This window comes from Rugosimonospora africana (assembly GCF_016862975.1).
In the GTDB taxonomy this organism is placed as follows: Bacteria; Actinomycetota; Actinomycetes; order Mycobacteriales; family Micromonosporaceae; genus Rugosimonospora; species Rugosimonospora africana.
In genome coordinates this window covers 48,225-69,284 of sequence record NZ_BONZ01000082.1, presented here as the reverse complement: position 1 = coordinate 69,284, position 21,060 = coordinate 48,225, and the positions used below count along the sequence as shown (strand labels likewise).

The following is a 21,060-nucleotide window of genomic DNA, read 5'->3' as shown; positions in this document are numbered from 1 at the left end:
CCCTCGGCGACGGACCCGCCCTTCAGCGTGGCGTCGACGAGAGGCCGCCGTCGTACTCGGGAAAAATCGGGCGGATGTGGCCGAGCAGCCTCCTGACCCGGGGATCTTCGGGCTCTGGCGGGAGGTTGCCGGGTGGTCGCTGCGGTGTTCGCAGGCGAGGGGTTGCAGAGCCTGCGGCGGTTCCCGGAGACCGGCCGGGAGCTGCCAGCAGGACGGGTGCCCGTCATGAGCGTTCCGGATTCAATTCGGAGCATTGCCTCCACAGTCCTGGCGTCGCAAAGCTCCGAGCTGCTCCAGACGGTCGGCCCCGGCTTCGGCGCGTCCACCCAGCAGAAGCTTCTCGGCGTCGTGATCCTCGCCGTCGTGGGCACCTACGGGCGCGACCGCCCACTGCGGGACCGCCTCTAACCCCAGCAAAGAAGACAAGAACGAAAAGCAAGAAGGAGCAGAACGGATGCGCAGGATTCTCATCCGCGGCGGGACCGTGATCAGCGTCGACGCCGCGGTGGGCGACTTCAGGGTCGGTGACGTGCTCATCGAGGGCAACAAGATCGTTGCGGTGGGCACCGATCTGTCGGATGAGCACGCCGACGAGGTCCTCGACGCCGAAGGCATGATCGTCATGCCGGGCTTCGTCGACACCCACCGTCACCTCTGGCAGACCGGCACCCGCGGTGACTCCATGGACCAGGTCTTCCTGGACCTGACCAAGAGCCAGCGGCCCAGGATCGCGGCACACTACACGCCGGAAGACGTCTACGACTGCGTACTGGCCGGCGCCGCCGACGCTCTCGACCGGGGCGTCACCACCGTCCTTGACTGGTGCCACATCATCAACACCCCGGACCACGCCGAAGCCGACATCCGCGCGCTGCGCGACAGCGGCATCCGCGCGCTGTTCGCCTACGGCTCGTCCATGACCCGCAGGCCGAACGAGTCCAAAGCCGTTATGGAGGCCGGCGACGTGTGGCAGCACGCTCGGCAGGTGCGGAGGCAGTTGTTCGCCGACCCCGAGGACCGTCTCACCTTCGCCCTCGCCCTACCAGGCCCCGAGGCGACCACAATGGAGGTCACTGCCGCCGACATCGTCGTTGCGCGCGAACTGGGCGTTCCCATGTCGATGCACGTCGGCACACCGGAAGGCCGCCCCTCGTCGTCTGACCAGTCGATCAAGAAGCTCGCCGAGACCGGCCTGCTCGGTGCCGACATGAACTTCGTGCACTGCTGCGCGACCACCCCCGCCGAGTTCGAGCTACTCGCCGCAGCGGGCGGGACGGCCACAGCCTGCCCGTCCGCCGACATGGCGATGGGCATGGGCACCCCGGCGATGGGCCGGATGCGTGCCGCCGGGGTGCGGGTGGCACTCGGCACTGACTCGGTGATCGCCGCGAGCGGCGACATGTTCGACGAGATGCGCGCCGCGCTGTGGGCGGAGCGCGCCGTCCAGGCGCAGCGCGTGTACGCGACGGGCAGCGAGGTCATGCACACCGCCGACCTGCACTTCTCCACCAGGGACGCGCTCGAGGCGGCGACGATCAATGGCGCGCACGCCTGCTGGCTGGCCGATCGGGTCGGGTCGCTGACCCCGGGCAAGCGGGCCGACGTCATCCTCGTCCGGGCCACCGACTCCAACCTGTGGCCGGTCAGCGACGTGGTCGCCACGCTGGTCGGCTGCGGCAGCGGGCTGAACGTGGACACCGTCCTCGTGGACGGCGAGTTTGTCAAGCGCGACGGCCAGCTCACCCGGTTCGACATCCGCGAGGTCCGTGCCGGGCTCGCCAGGTCCCGTGACCGGCTCTACGCGACGGACAACTACCCGGGCATCCGCCCGCTCTTGGCTAGCGCCGGTAACGGCGAGACGAAGAGCTCCTGACATGACGCAGCAGGCACAGAAGAACTTCATTGTCACCGGCGCCGCCCAGGGCATGCAAGGCAAATCAAGGCCAGCACGGCGCCAACAACCGACCACCTGAGACCGCGCAGGCCGACGAAGAAGGACCTCGGCATCCTCCTCACCCGCATCGCCGCCCACGAGCCAGGTGTGTCGGCAGTTGCCGCGTGACCCCCGACGAATTAACGATCAGGACCAATTAGCTTCAGCCGTTGAAGGTGAGGAAACCGCCGTGGTTGCTGACCACGGTCACCGGCAACGGGTCGTAGTCCGGGGCGCCGATGAACGAGTAGTTGCCCGCCCGTCATTGCTCATCGGGAAGCTGCTGGCGTTGTGCCCCCCACTGCGGAGAGTGACGGTAAGGTTCGCGGTCGGGATGGTGCTGGTGACGTTGAGAACGATCTTATGCCCGGCGGCTTGACCCTTGATGAGCTGTAACACGTCTGCGCCGGGAGACCCCGGTGTTCGGCGGAGCCGATCGTGACGGGTACCGGCGCGGCCACGGGCACCGTCACACGTCTGGCCGGGCTCGCTCGAGCCGGCGGGCAGGAACGCTCGTTTACGGTGATCCGCAAAGAGTTCCGGCCGCTTGCTACGGGTCGGCACGCGGCTGGCGCTAGCGATCCACGGCACTGGGCGTATTGGCGGCGAGAGCCACTGGCCTATGCGTCAGGGGTGCTGCCTACCGGACCAGGTCTGGCGGCCCCCCGCTGCTACGGCGTCGTGGATGACGTGGTGTATCTCGAGGACGTCGGTGCGGCGCCGGAGTCGCCGCGTGTGGCAGCGCGGCGGCTCGGCGTATGGCAGGCGAACACGCCGGTGCCGGACCTGCCCTGGTTGGCCGGGCACCAGTTGGCGCAACGCCTCGCGGTCAGCGACCTGAACTTTGGATGCTGTCGCGCGGCGTACCCGTGCGGCGAGGATACGTCGACTTCGTGATCGACCAAGCCGCGTAGATCCCCATGTCGCGGCGATCGAGCGCTGTCGCGCACGTACGCGGTACTTTTCGACTGCCACATCGGCGTGGTTATGACATCAGCATCTCGGTCCGGTACTCGGCTGCCAACTCTTCAGCGCGTTGCTTGCGTTCGGTCTGCTCGGCGTCGCTCAGTGGTGGAGGCGTCGCGGTCGGTCCGTTGACCGGGTCGCCGACCCGCAGGAAGAACTCGTCCTGCCCGGCGGGTGTGCACATACACTGCATCCGCGCCGGCACCTCGAAGCTGTTGTGGAAGAAGTGCGGCGCGTTCGCTGGAATGTTGATCGTCTCGCCGGCCCGCACGACGGTCTTGTCCCCGCGGAAGGTGAATTCCACCGCCCCGTCCAGCAGTGTGAACATCTCTTCGAAGTCGTGGCGGTGCGGTGGCGGACCTCCGCCGGGCGGTATCCGCATGTCGATCAGGCAGTACCGGCCGGCGGTCTGCTTGCCAGTCACCAGAATCGTGTACGTGTCCCCAGCGATCGCGACGTGCGCGACGCTGGCGTCGTTCGGTCGCACATGGAGGAGCGACCGCGTCGGGTCGTCGGATGGGATTCTCGCGGTGGCCATTGTGGTCTCCTTGGTGGACTGCAACCTCTTCCTCAGGAGTGCCCTGGCCGTGTTGAGGTAAACGACGCCGACATGTGCGGCGTCGACCTTGCCGGTTCGTTGCGCGGACATGGCAGCGGACCCGGATCCGCAACGGCCTCAGGCGTCGTTCGTGAAGCCGTGACCGACCGAGCAACGGCGCTCACACAGCGCATTGTGTACGCGCACCGGCACGGGAGCAAACGGTTTCCTTGAGACCTCCGATGGAAACACCGGTCCGTGACCGATCACAGCAGGCATCGACATCCATCCCTTGACATGCCGATGTTGCGATCGCTATATTTCGGCAACCGGTTTCCTTCGCATCCGGGCAGGTCGTGCTCGGCTTGACCATCCATTGCCAGCAGGTTTCCGCTCGTTTGCCCGCCAACTGCGGCCGCCTCGACCCGCGCCCTACGTCCACCGGCGCCGCGTCGCACACATCGATCAGTCCCCATCGAGAACTGGCGTCCCGGGACGTCCGTGGGACGCCCTGAAGGAGGAGCAGCAAGCATGTTGCAGACCGTCCGAACGCGCGGACAGCGCACCGGCCGGGGCCTGGCGCTGACCGCTTTGGTCGCGGCCGCCGCGGTCGCGCTGGTGTCCACCGGGTTCGCGCTGAATCCAGCGGCAGCGGCCACTACCGCGAACACGCTCGTCGTCAACGCGAATCAGACTCTGCGGCCCGTGACCCACGTCGCGACCGGAAGTCTCTACGGGCTCGCGAACGCGTCACAGCCCACGGTCGCTCTCGCGCAGGCGATCAAGCCCAACACGTTCGTGCAGATGCCCGCGGGCGGTCGCCAGCAGCCCACCGGCGACATCTCCGTCGTGGCGCCGACGGCGGTCAGCGTCGGTGCCAAGCTCGTCAACCGACTCTCCGACTATTACGCCGGCTGGCCGTACCAGTTCAGTTGGAGTACCTGGACTCCCTTCATCAACTCGCAGATCTCCACGATGAAGGGGTCCTCGTACTACAACAGCATCTCGGCCTATGAGCTGTGGAACGAGTCGGACAACACCTGGAACTCGGCCAACGGCACCTATGAGAGCTTCTGGACCACCACCTTCCGCCAGGTCCGCTCCCTCGATTCGAACAAGCCGATCCAGGGTCCCAGCTTCTCGGACAACATCAGCGACATGCGCAACTTCCTGCAGAACGCGGTCGCGACGAACACCGTGCCCGACGTCCTCGCCTGGCATGAGCTCACCCGGTCCTCCAAGATTGCCGGGGACGTGGCCACCGTTCAGTCCATCGAGGACCAGCTCGGTATCAGCAGGCGGCCGATCGCCATCGAGGAGTACGCCGCGCCGAGCGAGGTCGGTCTTCCGGGTCCGCTGGTCGGCTACATCGCGAAGTTCGAACGTCTCGGCATCCGCGACGCGGAGCTCGCCTTCTGGAACCAGTCTGGTGCTCTCGGCGACCTGCTGACCGCCAGGGGCGGGAGCCCGAACGCCGCCTACTGGCTCTACACCTGGTACGCCGCGATGAGCGGCAACATGGTCGTCACGACCCCGCCCGCGCAGACGGGCATCGACGGCTTCGCCGCGGTGCCCTCGGGTGGCAACCAGGTCAGCATCATCGCTGGCAACTGCAGCGGATCATGCGCCGTGACGGTCAACGGACTGAATGCGCTGAGTCTCGGCGGCACGGTGAGCGTTAAGGTCGAGCAGACGGTGTCGCTGGGCCGTACCGTTGCGTCATCGGGACCGAGCACCGTCTCCACCGCGACGTACACACCGTCCAACGGGTCGATTTCCGTCCCGATCACCATGGCGACCAACAACGCGTACCGCATCACGATCACGGCGGGCTCCGGGGGCTCCTCGACCGACCTGTCGGGCACGTACAGGATCGTCAATGCCAACAGCAACCTGCGGCTTGACACGCTCAACTCCGGGACCGCATGGGGCACCGCCGCGGTGCAGGCCGGCAGCAACTCCAGCACCTCACAGGTCTGGACGCTCGTGTCCTCGGGTAATGGGCAGTACAAGATTGTCAACCAACTGAGCAGCCTTGTCCTCGGCATCCAGAACGCCTCCACCAGCCAGGGGGCAACCGCCCTTGTCTGGGGCGACACGGGCACCGCCGATCACCTCTGGACCCTCGCGTCCGACGGCGCCGGTCACTACAAGATCCGCAGCGTCAACAGCGGACTGGTCCTCGGTGTCACCAACACGAGCACCAGCTCCGGTGCGCAGGTGCTGCAATGGGGCGACAACGGTACGGCCGACCACCTCTGGACGCTGACCAGCGTCTGACGTTGGCCGGACCAGAACGGACGGGATTCGCCTCGGGACCGAGCGATCCACGCACCCGACCCCTGCGGGGCAGTATCGGCCCAGCGTGGATCGCTCGGTCAATCGGTGTCGAACCGCCTCCAGGTGGGTTGGGCACCGACCCACGACAGACGACCGTCGGGCGGCGGTTCACTCTCCGCCTTGGTTGATGCCCGGCTGAGGCCGCATTCCAGTCGTCGTCCGACGCCTGGCACAGAGCCCACCCGGACGAACAGATCGCGGTGCAATCCTTCGAGAACGACGCGTACAAGCAGAAGATCTGCACCGCCGTCGGCGCCGAACAGGCGCCAACGCTGGACAGGGAGGCCACCACTCCATGACCACACTGCAACAACTGGTCGCCGCAACCTCTGCTGCGGCGAGGCTCAACGCCTGCTGCAGGGGCCCGGGTCGAGCTCGGCAGCACCGATGCCAGAGCCGTGGCGGACCGAGAATCCGAAGACGCATCTGATTGCCGGACGGGCGGCTGCGAAGCAATCATTGAGACCATGCCTGTCTCCTTTCCGCCGCGCCCGAGCGCGAGCCCATTGTCGATCGCCGACGGGCAGATGATCAGACATCTCGTGGTAGGAGAGCAAGGGCGTGTCTGAGCCCCTCCATCCCGGCGCGTACCCCGAAGACGCCCCGATTCTGCAAATCCTCGGCCCGCTGCGGATCTGGCGGAGCGGCGTCGAGCTCGATCCCGGTCCGAGGCAGCAGGCCCGGCTGTTGGCGGTGCTGCTCGCGCACGCGGGACAGCCCACGAGCACGGCCGGACTTATCGATCTCATCTGGGGCGAAGATCCGCCCGCCAGTGCCGTCAACGTGCTGCACAAGTACATCGGAGCGTTGCGGCGGCTGTTCGATCCCTCGCTCGCGACCCGTCGCGCTGAGTCCTACCTGCGCCGCCGTGGAGACGGCTACATGTTCGTGCCGGACCCCGGCAGGCTGGATCTGGTGACCTTCCGGGAACATGTCGAGGCCGCCAAGACTGCTGTGGCCGGGCGGCGTCACGAGGCTGGGCTGGACCGGTACCTGGAGGCACTGCGTCTCTGGCGTGGGCCGGCTGGTGCGGGGGAGCCCCGCGAATCCTCCGCGATGCCCATCTTCGTAGCGCTGGAGAACGAGTTCTTCGACGCCTGTCTGGCGGCCGCCGGGCTCGCGGTGATGTCCGGCCGACTTCAGCAGGTTCTGCCGGCGCTGCAGATCGCCGCGAAGATGGCCCCGTTGCACGAGCTCATTCAGGCGAGCTTGATCGATGCCCTCTACGCGGCTGGTCACCGAGCCGAGGCGCTGGCCGTGTTCTCCACGGTCCGTGCGCGCCTGAACGAGGATCTCGGTATCACGCCGGGCGCAGCGCTTCAGGCCGCGCATCGTCGAGTGCTGACCGCACCGGTGTCGCCGGAGACCGGGCGACCGCCGCACGATGACGACCGCGGGATGCTCGCGGGCAGAGCCGGCTTCGTGGGCCGAGCGGAAGAGATCGCTCTGCTGCTGCGGGCGGTGCAGTCGGCCGGTGCGGAGATCGTCATCGTCGAGGGTGAACCCGGGGTGGGGAAGACCAGCCTGTTGGAGGAGGTCGGCGCGGAGGCGGAGCGGCGAGGCGTGCTGGTCGTCTGGGGTGTGTGTCTGGAGGGTGGCGGGACACCGTCCATGTGGCCCTGGCTCAACGCGGTCGGGGCGCTCCTGCAAACGATGCCGGCCCCCGAACGCAACGAGCGACTCGCCGGGCCCCTCGGTCATCTCGTCACGCCCTCCGACGACCTCCTCGGGCCGCCACGGCTGCTGGATGGTGGTGCTCAGTTCCGGATGTTCGAGGAAGTCGTCTCGGTGGTCGGCCAGGTCGCCGCGCAGCGGCCGGCGCTGATCGTCGTGGACGACCTGCAATGGGCTGATGTCACCTCGCTCAAGCTCTTCAGCCACCTGGGGACTCGCCTTCCGGCGGCTACCACGCTCATGGGCGTACTCCGTGACCGTGCGCCCGCACCCAGTTCCGAACTGTCCCAGACCCTATCCAAGATCAGTCGGGCGCAGGGTCACCGCCGCGTCAGGCTCAAGCAGCTCACCCTGGACGAGGTGACCGAACTCGTCCGCCGGGAGACCGGCCAGGAGCCTGATCCTGAGGCGGTCGATGACATCTATGCTCGTACCGAAGGCAACGCGTTCTTTGTGCGGGAGCTGTGCCGGCTGCTCGCCGACCGCGGGGCTCTCAGCGAGAAGGTGGCAACTCGGGCGGGGGTACCGTCCGCGGTACGAGACATCGTCCGCATCCGGACCGCTGATCTCGGCGACGACATTCACGATCTGCTGCAAGTTGCCGCTGTCGCCGGTCGTACCGTCGCCCTCGCCGTCCTCGCGCACGCGACCGGGTCCGACGTTCAGACCTGCCTCGACCGGCTCGACCCCCTGGAGGGCCTCGGGGTTCTCGGTCCGCTCCCGGGAGATCCGTTCTCGTTCCGCTTCGCCCATGACCTTATCCGCGAAGCCATTTCCGAGATGGTGCCCAGGCGGCGGGCCGCAAGCCTCCATCTGCGCATCGCGGATGCTCTCGAGCAGACGAACTTCTCGGACGATTTCGTCGCGGAGCGCACCGCCTTCCATCTGTGGGCGGCCGGTCCGGTCGCGGATCCCGTCCGAACCGCGGGGGCATTGCTGCGCGCCGGTCGCCATGCGGCGGCGAAATCCGCCTTCGAGGCCGCGCAGCGGCACCTGCAGTCGGCCGTGCAGGTCGCACGGACGGCCGGTCTGGCGGAGCTGGAGCTGTCCGCACTCTCACTGCTCGGCGCGGTGTTCCTGCGGCAGGCCGGATTCACCGGCTCATACTTCGAACTGCTGGAACGCGCCGAGCACCTGGCACGCGGTCTCGGGATGGCGGCCGAAGCGGCCGACTTCCTGTTCATCCGCATGGTCGCATCATGGAGCAGTCTGCGGGCGGACCGTTTCGAATTGTCCCGGCTGTTGTTCGACATCGGCATGACCTCGGCCGATCCGGTGGTGCGGGGGTATGGCGAGCTGGCTTCAGGTCAGTATCAATGGGATCGCGGCAACATCGACACCGGGTTGGAGCACTTCACCGAAGGTAACAACATGATGTCCAAGGTCCTCGTCCGGAAGGAGGAGAATCTGTTGCGGTATGACATGCAGCGGTACTTCGGACTGCCGTTGCAGGCAACATTGGCCGCTCTGCACGGCGACATCGACGCGGCGCAGGCCATGCTGGACGCGCAGGAGGCGGCCGCCGGCGACGACATCTACGCGGTCGCGGTTTGGGCTCACTACACGACCATGACCGCTGCGATGATCGGCGACCCCACCTTCGCCAAGCGAGCGGCGCAGCGATGGACCTCCGCGAACCTCGGGAGTTTCAGCAACGTCTCCCCGTATGTGCGGACTGCTCTGTGCTGGATACGCGCCCTGTCCGGCGGCGACGCGTCCGAAGCCGCAGTTGAGGCCGATCAGATCCTGACCACCACAATGGTGGACCCCCCGTTGCATGGACTGCCCTTCTACCAGGGACTACTGGCGGAGATGTGGCTAGTGGCAGGCAGAACAGCCGAAGCTGGAGTGGCGCTTGACCGGGCTCAGCAGAGTCTCGACGCGTACGGCCAGCGCTATGCCGAGAGCTTGCTCCTCCTGCTGCGGGCCCGCCTGATGCAGGCCCATGGCGAGCCCGTCGCCGTTGTCAAGGCAGCCGCCGAAAAAAGCCGCTCGTTGTCTGCCGAAGGGGGAAACCGCTTGTTCGTCCGCCGCGCCGACGAGTTCCTGGCCTCCCTGAAGGACGAGCACCGATAGACGGCAGCTCGGTCGAATTGCTTCAACATGACCACGCGTCCACTCACCGTCGCAGAGATCGCGGTCATGATGGCGCGTGACGGCGTCGCGGTCCTGACTCGTCCGCTCCGCGGCCCGTGCTGACCGAAAGGGTTGGGCGCTCCCGGCTTGCGGGTGCCGCAGAGAGTGGCACCCGCGAGCCTGCCGTTCCGCCCGGGTCCAGAGAGGTCCTCGTCGGTCCTGTCAGGACTGGATGAACGCGAGAAGGTCCGGGTTGAGGACGTCCGCGTGTGTGGTCAGCATGCCGTGCGGGAAGCCCGGGTACGTCTTCAACGTCCCGTTCTTCAGCAACTCGACCGCGCGGGGCACCGAGGAGCCGTAGGGGACGATCTGGTCGTCGTCTCCGTGCATCACCAGAACCGGCACGGTGATCTTCTGGAGGTCCCCGGTGTAGTCCTCCAGCCAGGAGAACACGGTCTGGTAGTGGGCCTGGGCACTGCCGGACATGCCTTGCCGCCACCAGTTCGCGATGACCGCTTCGGACGGCTTGGCGTCAGGGCGGTTGTATCCATAGAACGGGCCCTCCGGCACGGCCCGGAAGAACTCCGACCGGTTGCCCAGAACCCCGGCCTGGACCGCGTCAAACCACTCCTGCGGTTGCCCGGCTGGGTTGGCCTCGGTCCTGACCATGTTCGGCGTCAAGGATGCGACCAGCACCGCCTTGGCGACGCGCTCCTCGTAGCGTGCGACGTAGCGGGCCACCTCGCCCCCACCCGTGGAGTGTCCGATGTGAACCGCCTCGCGCAGATCGAGGTGCTCGGTCAGCGCGGCCAGGTCAGCCACCCAGTGATCCATGTCGTTGCCGGTACCGACCTGATCGGACCGGCCGTGACCGCGTCGGTCGTGCGCGATCACCCGGTATCCGTGATGAAGGAAGAACGTCATCTGGGCGTCCCAGTCGTCGGCCGACAGCGGCCAGCCGTGGCTGAAGACGATCGGCTGACCGGTGCCCCAGTCCTTGTAGAAGATCTCCACGCCGTCCGCAGTGGTGATGGTGGGCATTCCTTCGTTCCTCTCCGAGGCGATCGACACGCATCCTGCGACGGTGTCGTAGTCGAGAGGAGTCAACGACATCACACACGATTTTTTCTGAATGGCCGTTGCGAACGATCAACAGGCGAGGAACAGATCGTCAAGCCGACGTCAACTGCGGCAGCGGGAGCAGCCTCGCGAAGGGTCGATCGGATCGACAAACTGTGCGAGTCGGCGACGGTCGAAGTCGGGCGGGCTTCACCAAAACGAACGCCCAGTCGAGCAGCCTGAACCGGTATCGCAGGTTCGTGCCGCATTCTCGCCGCCGGGCGCGTAGGCGCGCAGTGGGGTAAACCCCACCTTCGTTCGAGGGGGTTAAGCACAGTGACATCGTGCCCGATCCCGACGAGCGTGACTGCATGACCAAGTTCGACAACCGGATTGCTCGATGAAGCATCCGGCATCCATGGTGGGCGACCGGTCTGTGGCTGGCCTTCGTCGCCACCACCGTGGTGCAGGGCGGCATGGTCGAGACATCGAATCAGTGACCGTGATGGCATTTATCCAGAGGAGGAGTTAGTGCTTCACAGCATCTCTCGTCGGAATGTTCTCGGGGCCGGGTTGGCGGCGGGCGCTGGCGCAGTGGTAGGTCTGAATCAATCGGCGCCGGCGGGTGCGGCGAGGCGAGGCGTGGTCGCGTTCGTCGGGGTCACGGTGGTCGACACCACCGGCGGGCCGTCAAGGCCGGACCAAACCGTGGTCGTCGAAGGGGATCGGATCATCGGGCTGGGTAGGCAGCCCGACATCCGGGTACCGCGTGGTGCGACGGTCGTCGACGGCACGGGAAGGTTCCTGATCCCGGGTCTGTGTGACATGCACGTTCACAGTGACGTATATGAGGCGATCATCCCACCGCTGTACATCGCGAACGGGATCACAACGGTGCGCGAGATGTCGGGAGCTGACCATCTCCACCGGTGGCGGGATCTGATCGAGGCCGGCAGCCTGCTAGGTCCACACTCGACCATCGCGAGCCCTTTGATCGACGGCAGTCCGGGTCTCTGGGCGGGCCTGAACGCGGTCTCGTACATCGAGGTGACCAACGAACCGGAGGCGCGAGCGGCGGTCCGCCGGGTCGTGCGGGACGGTGCGGACTTCGTCAAGGTCTACTCACGACTGTCTCCCGAGGCGTACTTCGCCGTCGTTGACGAGGCTCGACGCCTACAAGTCCCGTTCGTCGGACACTGCCCCGACAACGTACCGATCACCGAGGCCAGTCGGGCCGGGCAGCGCAGTCTCGAGCACATGTGGGGGACCTGGTACTCGACCTCCAGCCGCGAAGAGGAGATACGCCGCGCGATCGCCGAGGTCCGGATCGGGCCTGGTGACTACAACAGCTGGTTCAACCAGATGCATCCGTTGAACTGGCTGGCCGCGAACAGCCACCACCCCGGCAAGGCGGCCGCGGTCTACGCCGGATTCGTTGCCAACCACTCCAGGCAGGTCCCGACCCTCATCGCGATGCGGGCAATCGAGATGCCCGACGAGGTGTCGCGAACCGACGAGCGGCTGAAATATCTGCCGGCCTCCACGGCCGAGGAATGGTGGTGGGCGCTGGACGAGTTGTTCGCGGCCGGCCGTGGTCCGACCGAGGTTGCTCAGCACCGGGAGCTCTTCGACCGCCAGCTCCAGCTGGTTGACGAGATGCGCCGGGCCGGGGTGGCGATGCTGGCGGGCACCGACAGCGCCACGCCGGGGTGCTTTCCCGGTTTCGCCTTGCATGATGAGCTGGTGCTGCTCGTGCGGGCGGGGCTCACTCCCATGCAGGCGCTTCAAGCGGCGACCCTCGAGCCGGCACGGTTCCTCGGCCGGCAGGACCACGAAGGGACCATCCGGCGCGGCAACCTGGCCAACCTGGTGCTGCTGGACGCCAACCCGCTCGACGACATCCGCAACACCCAGCGGATCCGGGCGGTGGTGGTGCGGGGCCGACTCATTTCCGCCGAGGAGCGGGAGCGCATGCTCGCCGAGGTCGAGGCTGCGGCGAGGGAGGTCCCCGCCGATGCCCGCGCCACGGTGGGCTGTCCCTGCATGGGCCGACGACGCTGATCACTGCCTCGACTCTGATCGCTCCCCTGCGGTACTTGCGTATCGTGGGGGAGTGGTCGGTTACTGATGGGCGGGTAGTCTGGCCAAGCCAACAGCCTGTCCGTCAAGCGGAGCTATCCACTGCAAGTGCACTCCGGGTGCTTCAAGCGACTCTGGAGTGGACACGGCCTTCGCACCCGTCTGCTGAGGTGTTCGGGACGGTTTCCTAGGGTTACAAGCTATCGGCTACTCCATCGGGTGGCGCCGCGGGCCTTGGGCAGGGTTACTTCGATTGGGAAGATAGCCCAGCTGTGGGCGGAACGACGGTCTCGATGAGTCCGGTGGCCACGTCGTAGACGAGACCTGACACGAGGACTCCGGCCGGAAGCGCGTGCTTCATGGCTTCGACATCGATCTTGACGGAGGCGTGCGGGTCGGTAATTGCTTTCGTGTCGAGGTTGGCGGCCGGGATTTCGAAGAAGTCGGCCAGCAGGTCGGGGAACGCCGTCAGGTCGTTTATTCCGCAGTCGGTGTGGTGCAGAACCACCATGTGTGCGCCGGGCTGTGGGCGGCCGTTGAGGCGGGCTTCGGCTACCTTTGCCAGCGCCGCCCACGAACGTAGTGCCGCGGGCGTGACGCGCCCGCCGATGTTGCGCATCACGACGGCTTCGGCTGGCTTGAGGCCCAGGATGTAGGTCGGGTCGACACGAGGATCGACGCAGCCGATGATGCGTAGATTGCCGGTGGACACGAGGGGGAGGTTGACGAACGCACCGCTGGCGGCGAACTCAGCGTTGCGCCGGACCAGTTCCTCGGTGTCAATCATGATGGACTCCTGGGCAGATCGACGTGATGAGCGCATTCTCTGCGGCCCGGGTCGGTGTCAACGTCGTCTGCGCCTGCGGCCGCGACTTGCGTCGACCGATCACGATACAGCCTATTCTCTAGGCGCACGCCGACGCTTCGGTTCGGGTATTCGCCACACCGGCGGTGGTGATGTAACACTGACGGCGGTCGTCCAAGGCCGTCCTCACTGATCTGAGGCGGTGACCACATTCCACTTGTACGTGTCCGAGGTGCAGGCGGCGGACCGGGCGTGGGGCTCTGTAGCCCACACTCGACGAGCGTCGGTCGGCGCTACTCCGCCATTCCGCGGCCGGTTGCGTTCGTCGTGTAATTGGATCGTGTAGCACGGACGGTGTTGGTAGGTTCCGCGCTCATGGTAGTTCGGGTGCTTTGGGTTTGCGGTGCGGATGCTGCGGGCAAGTCGACGGTCGGCTGGGAGATCTACGACCGCTTGACCGGCGGGGGCGTTATGGCGGCCTATCTGGATATCGACTATCTCGGATTCTGCACCCCGCAACCGGGTGGTGATCCGACCTGGCTGGTCGAACGCAACCTCGCGGCCATGTGGTCGACGTTCGCCGAGGCCGGTGCCAGCTGTCTGGTCGCGGCCGGTGTGGTGGTGACGCGGCAGCAGTGGCAGCGTTACGCGGTCGCCATTCCGGACGCTCGGGCCATCCTGTGCCGGTTGCGTGTCACACCCCAAACGCAGGCCGACCGGATCACTCGCCGTGCCGTCGTTGAGGCCGGCGAGGGTGGAACGGACGAGGATATGCTGGCGGCGCTGGATGCCTATGCGCAGCGGTCGGCCCAGTTCGCGGCGAAGCTTGAAGCCGATGACTTCGCGGACTTCACGGTGGACACCGATGGAGTTCCGATCAAGACCGTCGCTGATCGCGTCCAAGCCGGAATCGTCGCGAACGGCTGGGACCTGCCCGTCCCGTGACAAGGATGACCCGGGGATTGACCTGCGTTGGTTCGACCTCGTGTGGGGTCGGGTTGGGCGGCGAGGCGGCAGCGTATCGAAGCCGAGTGTTGCCTGCTTCGATGGTCCAGGCGGTGGCGGTTTGCAAGTGCATGATTGTGGTGTCGTTGGTGATCTCAAGAGCGGTGATCGTGGCCAGGTCTTGTGTCGCCCGTATAAGGCCCTCGGCCGACGTCAGCGTGGCCATTGGTATCGCCGCAACCCGTCCCCGTTGACCGTCTCGCCCTGCTCGGCATGATCGGCATGCGGCAAGGCGGCTGGCAAGGTGTATGGCAAGACCAGACGGGGAGAGTGCCGCTACATCAACGACTATACATGGCTGGCGGCCACGGCCCCCGATCCCGACGCCGCGACCTGAGCTAGCCCACTCACCATACCCGGGAGTGTGCGATGAGGCAGCGCAGCAGATCATTCCGACGGTGGCCGGTGACCCGGTCGTTACCCTTCATGGCGGGCGTCACCCTCTGTTTGGTGGCCGCGGTGCTGGCCAGCACGCCCGACATCGCGGCGGCGCAGGCGAGCCGCAAGCATGTGCCCGGGGCGCCGCCTGGCATGGTCAACGCGTCGGTGCCGGGGCGGGGGGCTCCGAAGGTCGCGGCGGCGGCAGACCCGGACCGGTCCGCTCCGGCGCTGGTGGCGCCGCGCTACCCCGCGGCGGCCTCGGTGACGGTGTCGGTGCCGGCCGCCGGAGCGGCCAGCCCGGTCAAGCTCGGGAACCTGCCGGCGACGGTGGCTGCCCCGGGCGGCAACACCGCGGCGCCGACGAAGGTGACGGCTCGGGTCCTGGATCACGCGACGACGGTGAAGCTGGGCGCGGGCACCGCGATCGCTTTGCTGCTGCGGCGGGCGGATGGGCAGACCACCCGGGGACGGGTACGGCTGACCCTGGACTATTCCCAGTTCGCCCAGGCGTACGGCGGCAACTACGCCGACCGGTTGCGACTGGTGCAGATACCGGCCTCCTGCGCGTCGGCGCCGACTGCCGCGCAGTGTTCGCAGGGCACCCCGGTGACGGCGGTCAACAACACCACGACGCAGACGATGTCGGTGACCGTGGACGCCTCCGGCGGTGACACGATGATCGCGATGGACTCCGGAGCGTCGGGGGAGACCGGTGACTACCGGGCCACCGACCTGAATGTGGCGCAGAAGTGGACGGCGGGTCAGCCCGCCGGGGACTTCGCCTACACGTACCCGATCGACCTGCCGGACCCGCCGTACGGGCAGGCGCCGAGCCTGTCGCTGGACTACGACTCGGGGACGGTGGACGGGCGCACGTCGCGCAGCAACAACCAGGCGTCCTGGGTCGGACAGGGTTGGGACATCAACGTGCCCTACATCGAGCGCGAGTACAAGTCGTGCGCGGATGACGGGCACTCGACGTGGGGTGACCTGTGCTGGGCCTCGCCGTACTCCGGGGATCCGGCCGCGGCGTCGTACGTGATCTCGATCAACGGCCACACCAGCGAGCTGATCAAGGCGGCCGACGGTTCGTACCGGATGAAGGACGACCAGTCCTACCGCATCGAGCACCACACCGGCGGTCCGAACGGCGACAACGACGGCGAGTTCTGGGAAGTGTCCACACTGGACGGTACTCAGTACTTCTTCGGGTACGGGCAGGATCAGCGGCGTTCGACGGCGACGCCGACGAACTCGAACTGGACCGTGCCGGTGGTCTCCGACGACTCCGGGGAACCGTGCCACCAGTCGGACCTGGCCTCCTGTCAGCAGACGTACCGGTGGAACGTGGATGAGGTGCACAGCCCGAACGAGGTCTATCAGGTGTACTTCTACAACACCGAGACCAACAGCTACAAGCGCACGTCCTCGGGCAACATCCTCAGCTACATCCGGGGCGGGTACCTGGCGAAAATCGAGTACGGCAAGGTGTGGGCGGCCGATGCGCCAGCCCCGGCGTACGTGACGTTCCAGAACTACAACCGCTGCACCCAGCGGGTCGCGATCGACGACCCGGACACCACACCGGAGCCGACCTGCCCGACCCAGGCCGACTCGCCGAAGTCGTACCCGGACGTGCCGACCGAGCTGCTGTGCTCCACCTCCTGCTCGAAGCACTCGCCGACATTCTTCGTCAGCGACATGCTGGACAACATCCAGGCGTACGTGCAGAACACCTCGGGCGGGTACGACGAGGTGACCAAGTGGCAGCTCAAGCACTCGTACCCGGCCACCGACGACGGCACCAACGCGTCGCTGTGGCTGGACTACGTCCGCGAGATCGGATACACCGGCGGCACGGTCCGGGACGCGGTCGCGTCCTTCGACGGAACCAATTACAACAACCGGGTCGACTACAACACGTCGCTCGGCGTGCCGCCATTGTCGATGCGGCGGCTGACCGCCATCCACAACTCCTACGGCGGCGAGACCGACATCGTCTATGGGCACCAGAACGGCTGCTTCACCGGCGGCACCTCCGCCCCGGGATGGACCAGTTGGTACAACACCAAGAACGGCCACTGGGACACCAACACCGACGAGTGTTATCCGGAGTACTTCAAGCCCGACGGCGCCGATCCCGGCTGGGGCATCTTCCACAAGTACGTGGTCAAGTCGGTCACCGACGTCGACAAGGTCGCCGGACAGCCCAGCCGGGTGAGCACCTACACCTACCTCGGGGGCGCGGCGTGGCACCACGACGACGGGATGCTCACCCCGGACGACGAGTCGTCCTACGGTGACTGGCGCGGGTACTCCACCGTCCGGGTCACCGAGGGCAGTGGCAGCAACGGCGAGAAGACGGTCACCGACACCACCTACTTCCGTGGGATGGACCAGAACGTGCAGGTCGACGGGACCAACAAGTCCTACTCGCTTGTGGACTACGACAAGCACTCGTACCCGGACTCCCACTTCCTGCAGGGGATGGAGCTGCAGCAGCAGAAGTACCGGATGAACGCCGACGGCAGCCTCACCGAGGTGTCCGGGGAGCGGTTCACCTACAAGGATGTGCTGGGCATCACCGCCGACGGGCCGGGCCTGCACAACGCCCATGTGGTGCGCCGGGACAGTCACCTGACGCGGGACCTGCTGGACAACGGAACGTACCGGGTCACCGAGATCGACGACACATATGACACCTACGGCTCGGTGACCACCGAGACCGACAAGGGTGACACCTCGGTCTCCACCGACGATGTCTGCACCACCACGACCTACGCGCGCAACACCACCGACTGGCGGTGGATGATCGATTTCCCGGAGACGGTGGAGAAGCGCCAAGGCTCCTGCACCGGTGGGGTGATCGGGCGCACCGTGACCCTCTACGACGGGGCGACGTCCACCGGTGCCACGGCCAACGTGCCGATCGACGGCAACCCGACCGAGGTGCGCTCCTACGTCAACGACACCACCTACAGCGCGATGGACAAGACCTACGACGACGAGGGGCGGGTGCTCACCCAGACCGATCCGTTGCACCACACGACGACCACGGTCTACGACCCGGCCACCGGCTACCCGACCAACGGTGTCACCGTGATCAATCCGTTGGGGCAACGCACCACGACCTGGACCAGCCCGGCACTCGGAGAGATCACGAAGGTGGCGGACGCCAACGGGCATGACGCCAACGGCCAGCTCAACGGCAAGGTGACCGAGCGGGACTACGACGCGCTCGGCCGGGTGACCGCGATCTGGCTGCCGACCGAACCGCGCTCGAGCGGCACGCCCTCGTACTCCTTCAGCTACACCACTCCTGCGAGCGGCATCGCCCCGGCAACCGGGCCGACCATCATAACCACGAGGCAGCTGCAGTCAGGCGGCGGCTCGGGCGCGGTCTGGCTGACCAGCTACGAGTACGACGACGGGTTCGCGGAGCCGGTCGAGACCCAGACGGCCTCACCGCAATCCGGCGGGCGGGCAGTCACCGTCACCCGCTACGACAGCAGGGGTCTGAAGGCCCTGGAATCCCAGCCTTTCTACAACTCCTCGGCACCCGGCTCCGGGCTGCTCAACCCGGCCGAGAGCGCGATACCGAACTACACCACCACGGTGTACGACTCGCTGGAGCAAAAGACCGTCGAGGCCACCAAGTCACTGGGTACCGAACTGTGGCGCACCACCACCACCGACCACGGCGACCACACGGTGAGCGTGCCCCCGGCCGGTGGCCAGATGGTCACCTGGACCGACGTGTTCGACAACGCCACCAAGGTGCAGAACTATCTGGATACCACCAACCATCAGGACATCACCTACGCCTACACACCCGACCACCAGGATCTGGCCAGCGTCACCGACGCCAACGGCGACGTCACCAGCTACACCTACGACTGGCTACACCACCGGCTGACCGAGGCCGACCCCGACAGCGGACCGGGCACTACCGCCTATGACCTGGCCGGCAACGTGGTCGCAACCACGGATGCCAAGGGGCAGAAGGTCTCCACCGGATACGATGCGCTCGACCGTAAGACCTCCACCTGGCTCGGTGACATCGGCACCGGCACGCAGTTGACCGCCATGACCTACGACACCGTGCCCAACGCCATCGGCGAGCCCGCCACCTCCACCCGCTACGCCGGCGGCCAGACCTACGTCAACGCGGTCACCTCCTACGACGCCCGTTACCGGGTGACCGGGCGCCGGTACACGATCCCTCTGACGGAGACCGGGCTGGGCGGCAGTTACGACTTCTCCTACGCCTACGACGGGGCCGACCATCAGACATCGGTCACTTACCCGGCTGCGGGCGGGCTGCCACAGGAGACCGTGACCGAGCAGTACACGAACATCGGACTGCCCAACACGTTGAGCAGCCCGGTGGCCACCTACGTCGCCGGCACCAGCTTCGCCGGTGACGGCAAGCTTGCCGGCAGGCAGTACAGCTCCACGCTGGCGCGCCAGTACACCTACCAACCGACCACCGCACGGCTGTCGACCATCAAGACACTGGTCAACGGCGCCACCGTACAGAACGACGAGTATGGCTACGACCAGGTCGGCAACGTCACCACCATCACCGACCACGTCGCCAACCAGGCGCAGTGCTTCAACTACGACGGGCGTGACCGGCTCACGGGCGCCTACACCAACGGCACCGACTGCACCCACCCGGCCGACACCAGCGGCCCGGCACCGTACAACCTCGCCTACTCCTACGACGGAGCGGGCAACATCACCAGCACCACCCGGGACGGGGCGACGACCACCTACGCCTATCCCGCGCAAGGCACGAGCGCGGTGCGGCCGCACGCCGTCTCGGCCGTCGGCGCCGACAGCTTCGGCTACGACCCCAACGGCGACCTGGTCACCAAGACCGTGGCGGGCGTGGCCAACACGCTGACCTGGAATGTCAACAACCAACTGGCCAGCATCACCGCGTCCGGCAAGACCGCGTCGTTCATCTACGACACCGACGGCGACCGGCTGCTGCGCCGGGACCCGGGCTCCACCACCCTGTTCCTCGATGACACGGAACTGACCAGCACCGGCGGTGAGGCACCGGTGGCGACCCGGTACTACAGCAGCGGCTCGGACGGCGCCGTGGTCGCCGAACGTACCCCGGCGGCGATGACCTGGCTGGTCGCGGACGACCAGGGCTCGCAACAGTTGGCCATCAGCACCACCGGGACCGTCAGCCGCCAGCTCTACCTGCCCTACGGCGCACCCCGCGGCGCCGCGAACAAGATCCCCGGCGACCGTGGTTTCCTCGGCAAGGTCCAGGACACGTCCACCGGATTGGACCTGCTCGACGCTCGCTACTACGACCCGTCGATCGGCAGGTTCCTGTCGCCCGACCCGGTGGACAACAACGACAAGCCCACCGACGCCAACCCCTACGCCTACGCCGGCGACAACCCCGTCACGTTCAGCGACCCCAACGGGTTGATGACGACGTGTCCGAGCGGTCACGGCGTGTGCGGCGTGCCGCGACCGTCGTCGAGCAGCCACCACTCCTCCGGTCACTCCTCCAGCCATTCATCGGGCCACCACTCCTCGTCCCGCTACTACGGTCACATCACCAGCCACGTCTCCCGGGGCAACGACTGCCTGATTCCCGGCTTCTTCTGCGGGTACCGGCCGCCGCCGCCGTGCCTGACCCAGGCATTCTTCTGCGGGACCGAGTCCATGGCCCACACCGTCACGACGAAGCACAAGGCGGGCAAGCATTGGTGGCAGAAGGTACTTCCGCACGTCCTGCCGACCATCTCCGTAGCCGCCGCCCTCCTGGCACTCAGTCCGTTCTGCCCGGTCGTCTGCCTCGGCATCTCGGTGGCAGCCGACACCCTACAGACCGCAATCGACCTCGCTCAGGGCAAGTTCCTGAAGGCCGCCTGGGACGGCGCCGGCGCGGCCTCGTTCTTCGGGGCCAAGTACATCAGGGCGGGTCGGGCCGCCGCCGACCTGGCGTATGCGGGTGAGGCCGGCAAGGGCGGCCAGGAGGCGGTACGGATGGCCCTGCATGCGAAGTACGGTCCAGCCCACGGGGCGGCGATGATGAGTCAGAAGTCCGCGCGCGTGGCCAGATGGACCGCGGTTCAGCTGGCGCACGCCCCCGTCGACAGGTACCTGACCTATCAAGGCATCGGCTGGAACATCCTCAGCGAGACCTTCAGCTACGCCGGCTGGAGCTAGCCA

At 66.7% G+C, this 21,060-nt stretch carries 11 protein-coding genes; 8 read left to right on the top strand and 3 right to left on the bottom strand.

The features are described 5' to 3' along the window. Positions 1-225 precede the first annotated feature (225 nt). From Raf01_RS38445 to Raf01_RS38435, 3 genes are all read left to right on the top strand, one after another. A complete protein-coding gene (locus tag Raf01_RS38445) occupies positions 226-408 on the top strand; it encodes a hypothetical protein (protein WP_203923027.1) in 183 nt (60 codons plus the stop codon). A 46-nt stretch (positions 409-454) separates the two neighbouring features. Continuing rightward, complete coding sequence (locus Raf01_RS38440; RefSeq protein WP_203923026.1) at positions 455-1,873, top strand: amidohydrolase family protein; 1,419 nt, start codon at positions 455-457, stop codon at positions 1,871-1,873. Between the two features lie 741 nt (positions 1,874-2,614). Beyond that, a complete protein-coding gene (locus Raf01_RS38435) occupies positions 2,615-2,830 on the top strand; it encodes a hypothetical protein (protein ID WP_203923025.1) in 216 nt (71 codons plus the stop codon). 88 nt (positions 2,831-2,918) lie between these two features. On the opposite strand, the gene Raf01_RS38430 is transcribed toward Raf01_RS38435, so the two are convergent. Continuing rightward, entirely contained in the window at positions 2,919-3,437 is a 519-nt protein-coding gene (locus Raf01_RS38430) for a cupin domain-containing protein (protein WP_203923024.1), read from the bottom strand. Positions 3,438-3,968: 531 nt separating this feature from the next. On the opposite strand from Raf01_RS38430, the gene Raf01_RS38425 reads away from it, so the two are divergent. Further along, the gene (locus Raf01_RS38425) at positions 3,969-5,717 is read left to right on the top strand and encodes an RICIN domain-containing protein (protein WP_239134295.1); all 1,749 of its coding nucleotides are present in this window, start codon (positions 3,969-3,971) and stop codon (positions 5,715-5,717) included. Between the two features lie 621 nt (positions 5,718-6,338). Further along, positions 6,339-9,527 (top strand): ATP-binding protein, encoded by a 3,189-nt coding sequence (locus Raf01_RS38420; protein WP_239134294.1) that lies wholly within the window; start codon positions 6,339-6,341, stop codon positions 9,525-9,527. Between the two features lie 222 nt (positions 9,528-9,749). On the opposite strand, the gene Raf01_RS38415 is transcribed toward Raf01_RS38420, so the two are convergent. After that, positions 9,750-10,568, bottom strand: coding sequence for an alpha/beta fold hydrolase (locus Raf01_RS38415; protein ID WP_203923023.1), 819 nt, complete (start codon positions 10,566-10,568; stop codon positions 9,750-9,752). Positions 10,569-11,228: 660 nt separating this feature from the next. Between Raf01_RS38415 and Raf01_RS38410 the strand changes: the two genes are divergently transcribed. Further along, positions 11,229-12,647: an amidohydrolase family protein gene (locus Raf01_RS38410; RefSeq protein ID WP_203923022.1), complete on the top strand. Its 1,419-nt coding sequence runs from the start codon at positions 11,229-11,231 to the stop codon at positions 12,645-12,647. A gap of 262 nt (positions 12,648-12,909) precedes the next feature. Here the strand turns inward: Raf01_RS38410 and Raf01_RS38405 are convergent, their stop codons facing one another. Beyond that, positions 12,910-13,452, bottom strand: a complete 543-nt coding sequence (locus Raf01_RS38405; RefSeq protein ID WP_203923021.1) for a carbonic anhydrase — start codon at positions 13,450-13,452, stop codon at positions 12,910-12,912. A 393-nt stretch (positions 13,453-13,845) separates the two neighbouring features. On the opposite strand from Raf01_RS38405, the gene Raf01_RS38400 reads away from it, so the two are divergent. Both Raf01_RS38400 and Raf01_RS50710 read left to right on the top strand, forming a co-directional pair. Continuing rightward, positions 13,846-14,415, top strand: a complete 570-nt coding sequence (locus Raf01_RS38400) for a nucleoside/nucleotide kinase family protein (RefSeq protein ID WP_203923020.1) — start codon at positions 13,846-13,848, stop codon at positions 14,413-14,415. 510 nt (positions 14,416-14,925) lie between these two features. Beyond that, complete coding sequence (locus Raf01_RS50710; protein ID WP_203923019.1) at positions 14,926-21,057, top strand: RHS repeat-associated core domain-containing protein; 6,132 nt, start codon at positions 14,926-14,928, stop codon at positions 21,055-21,057. The last annotated feature ends 3 nt before the right edge of the window (positions 21,058-21,060 follow it).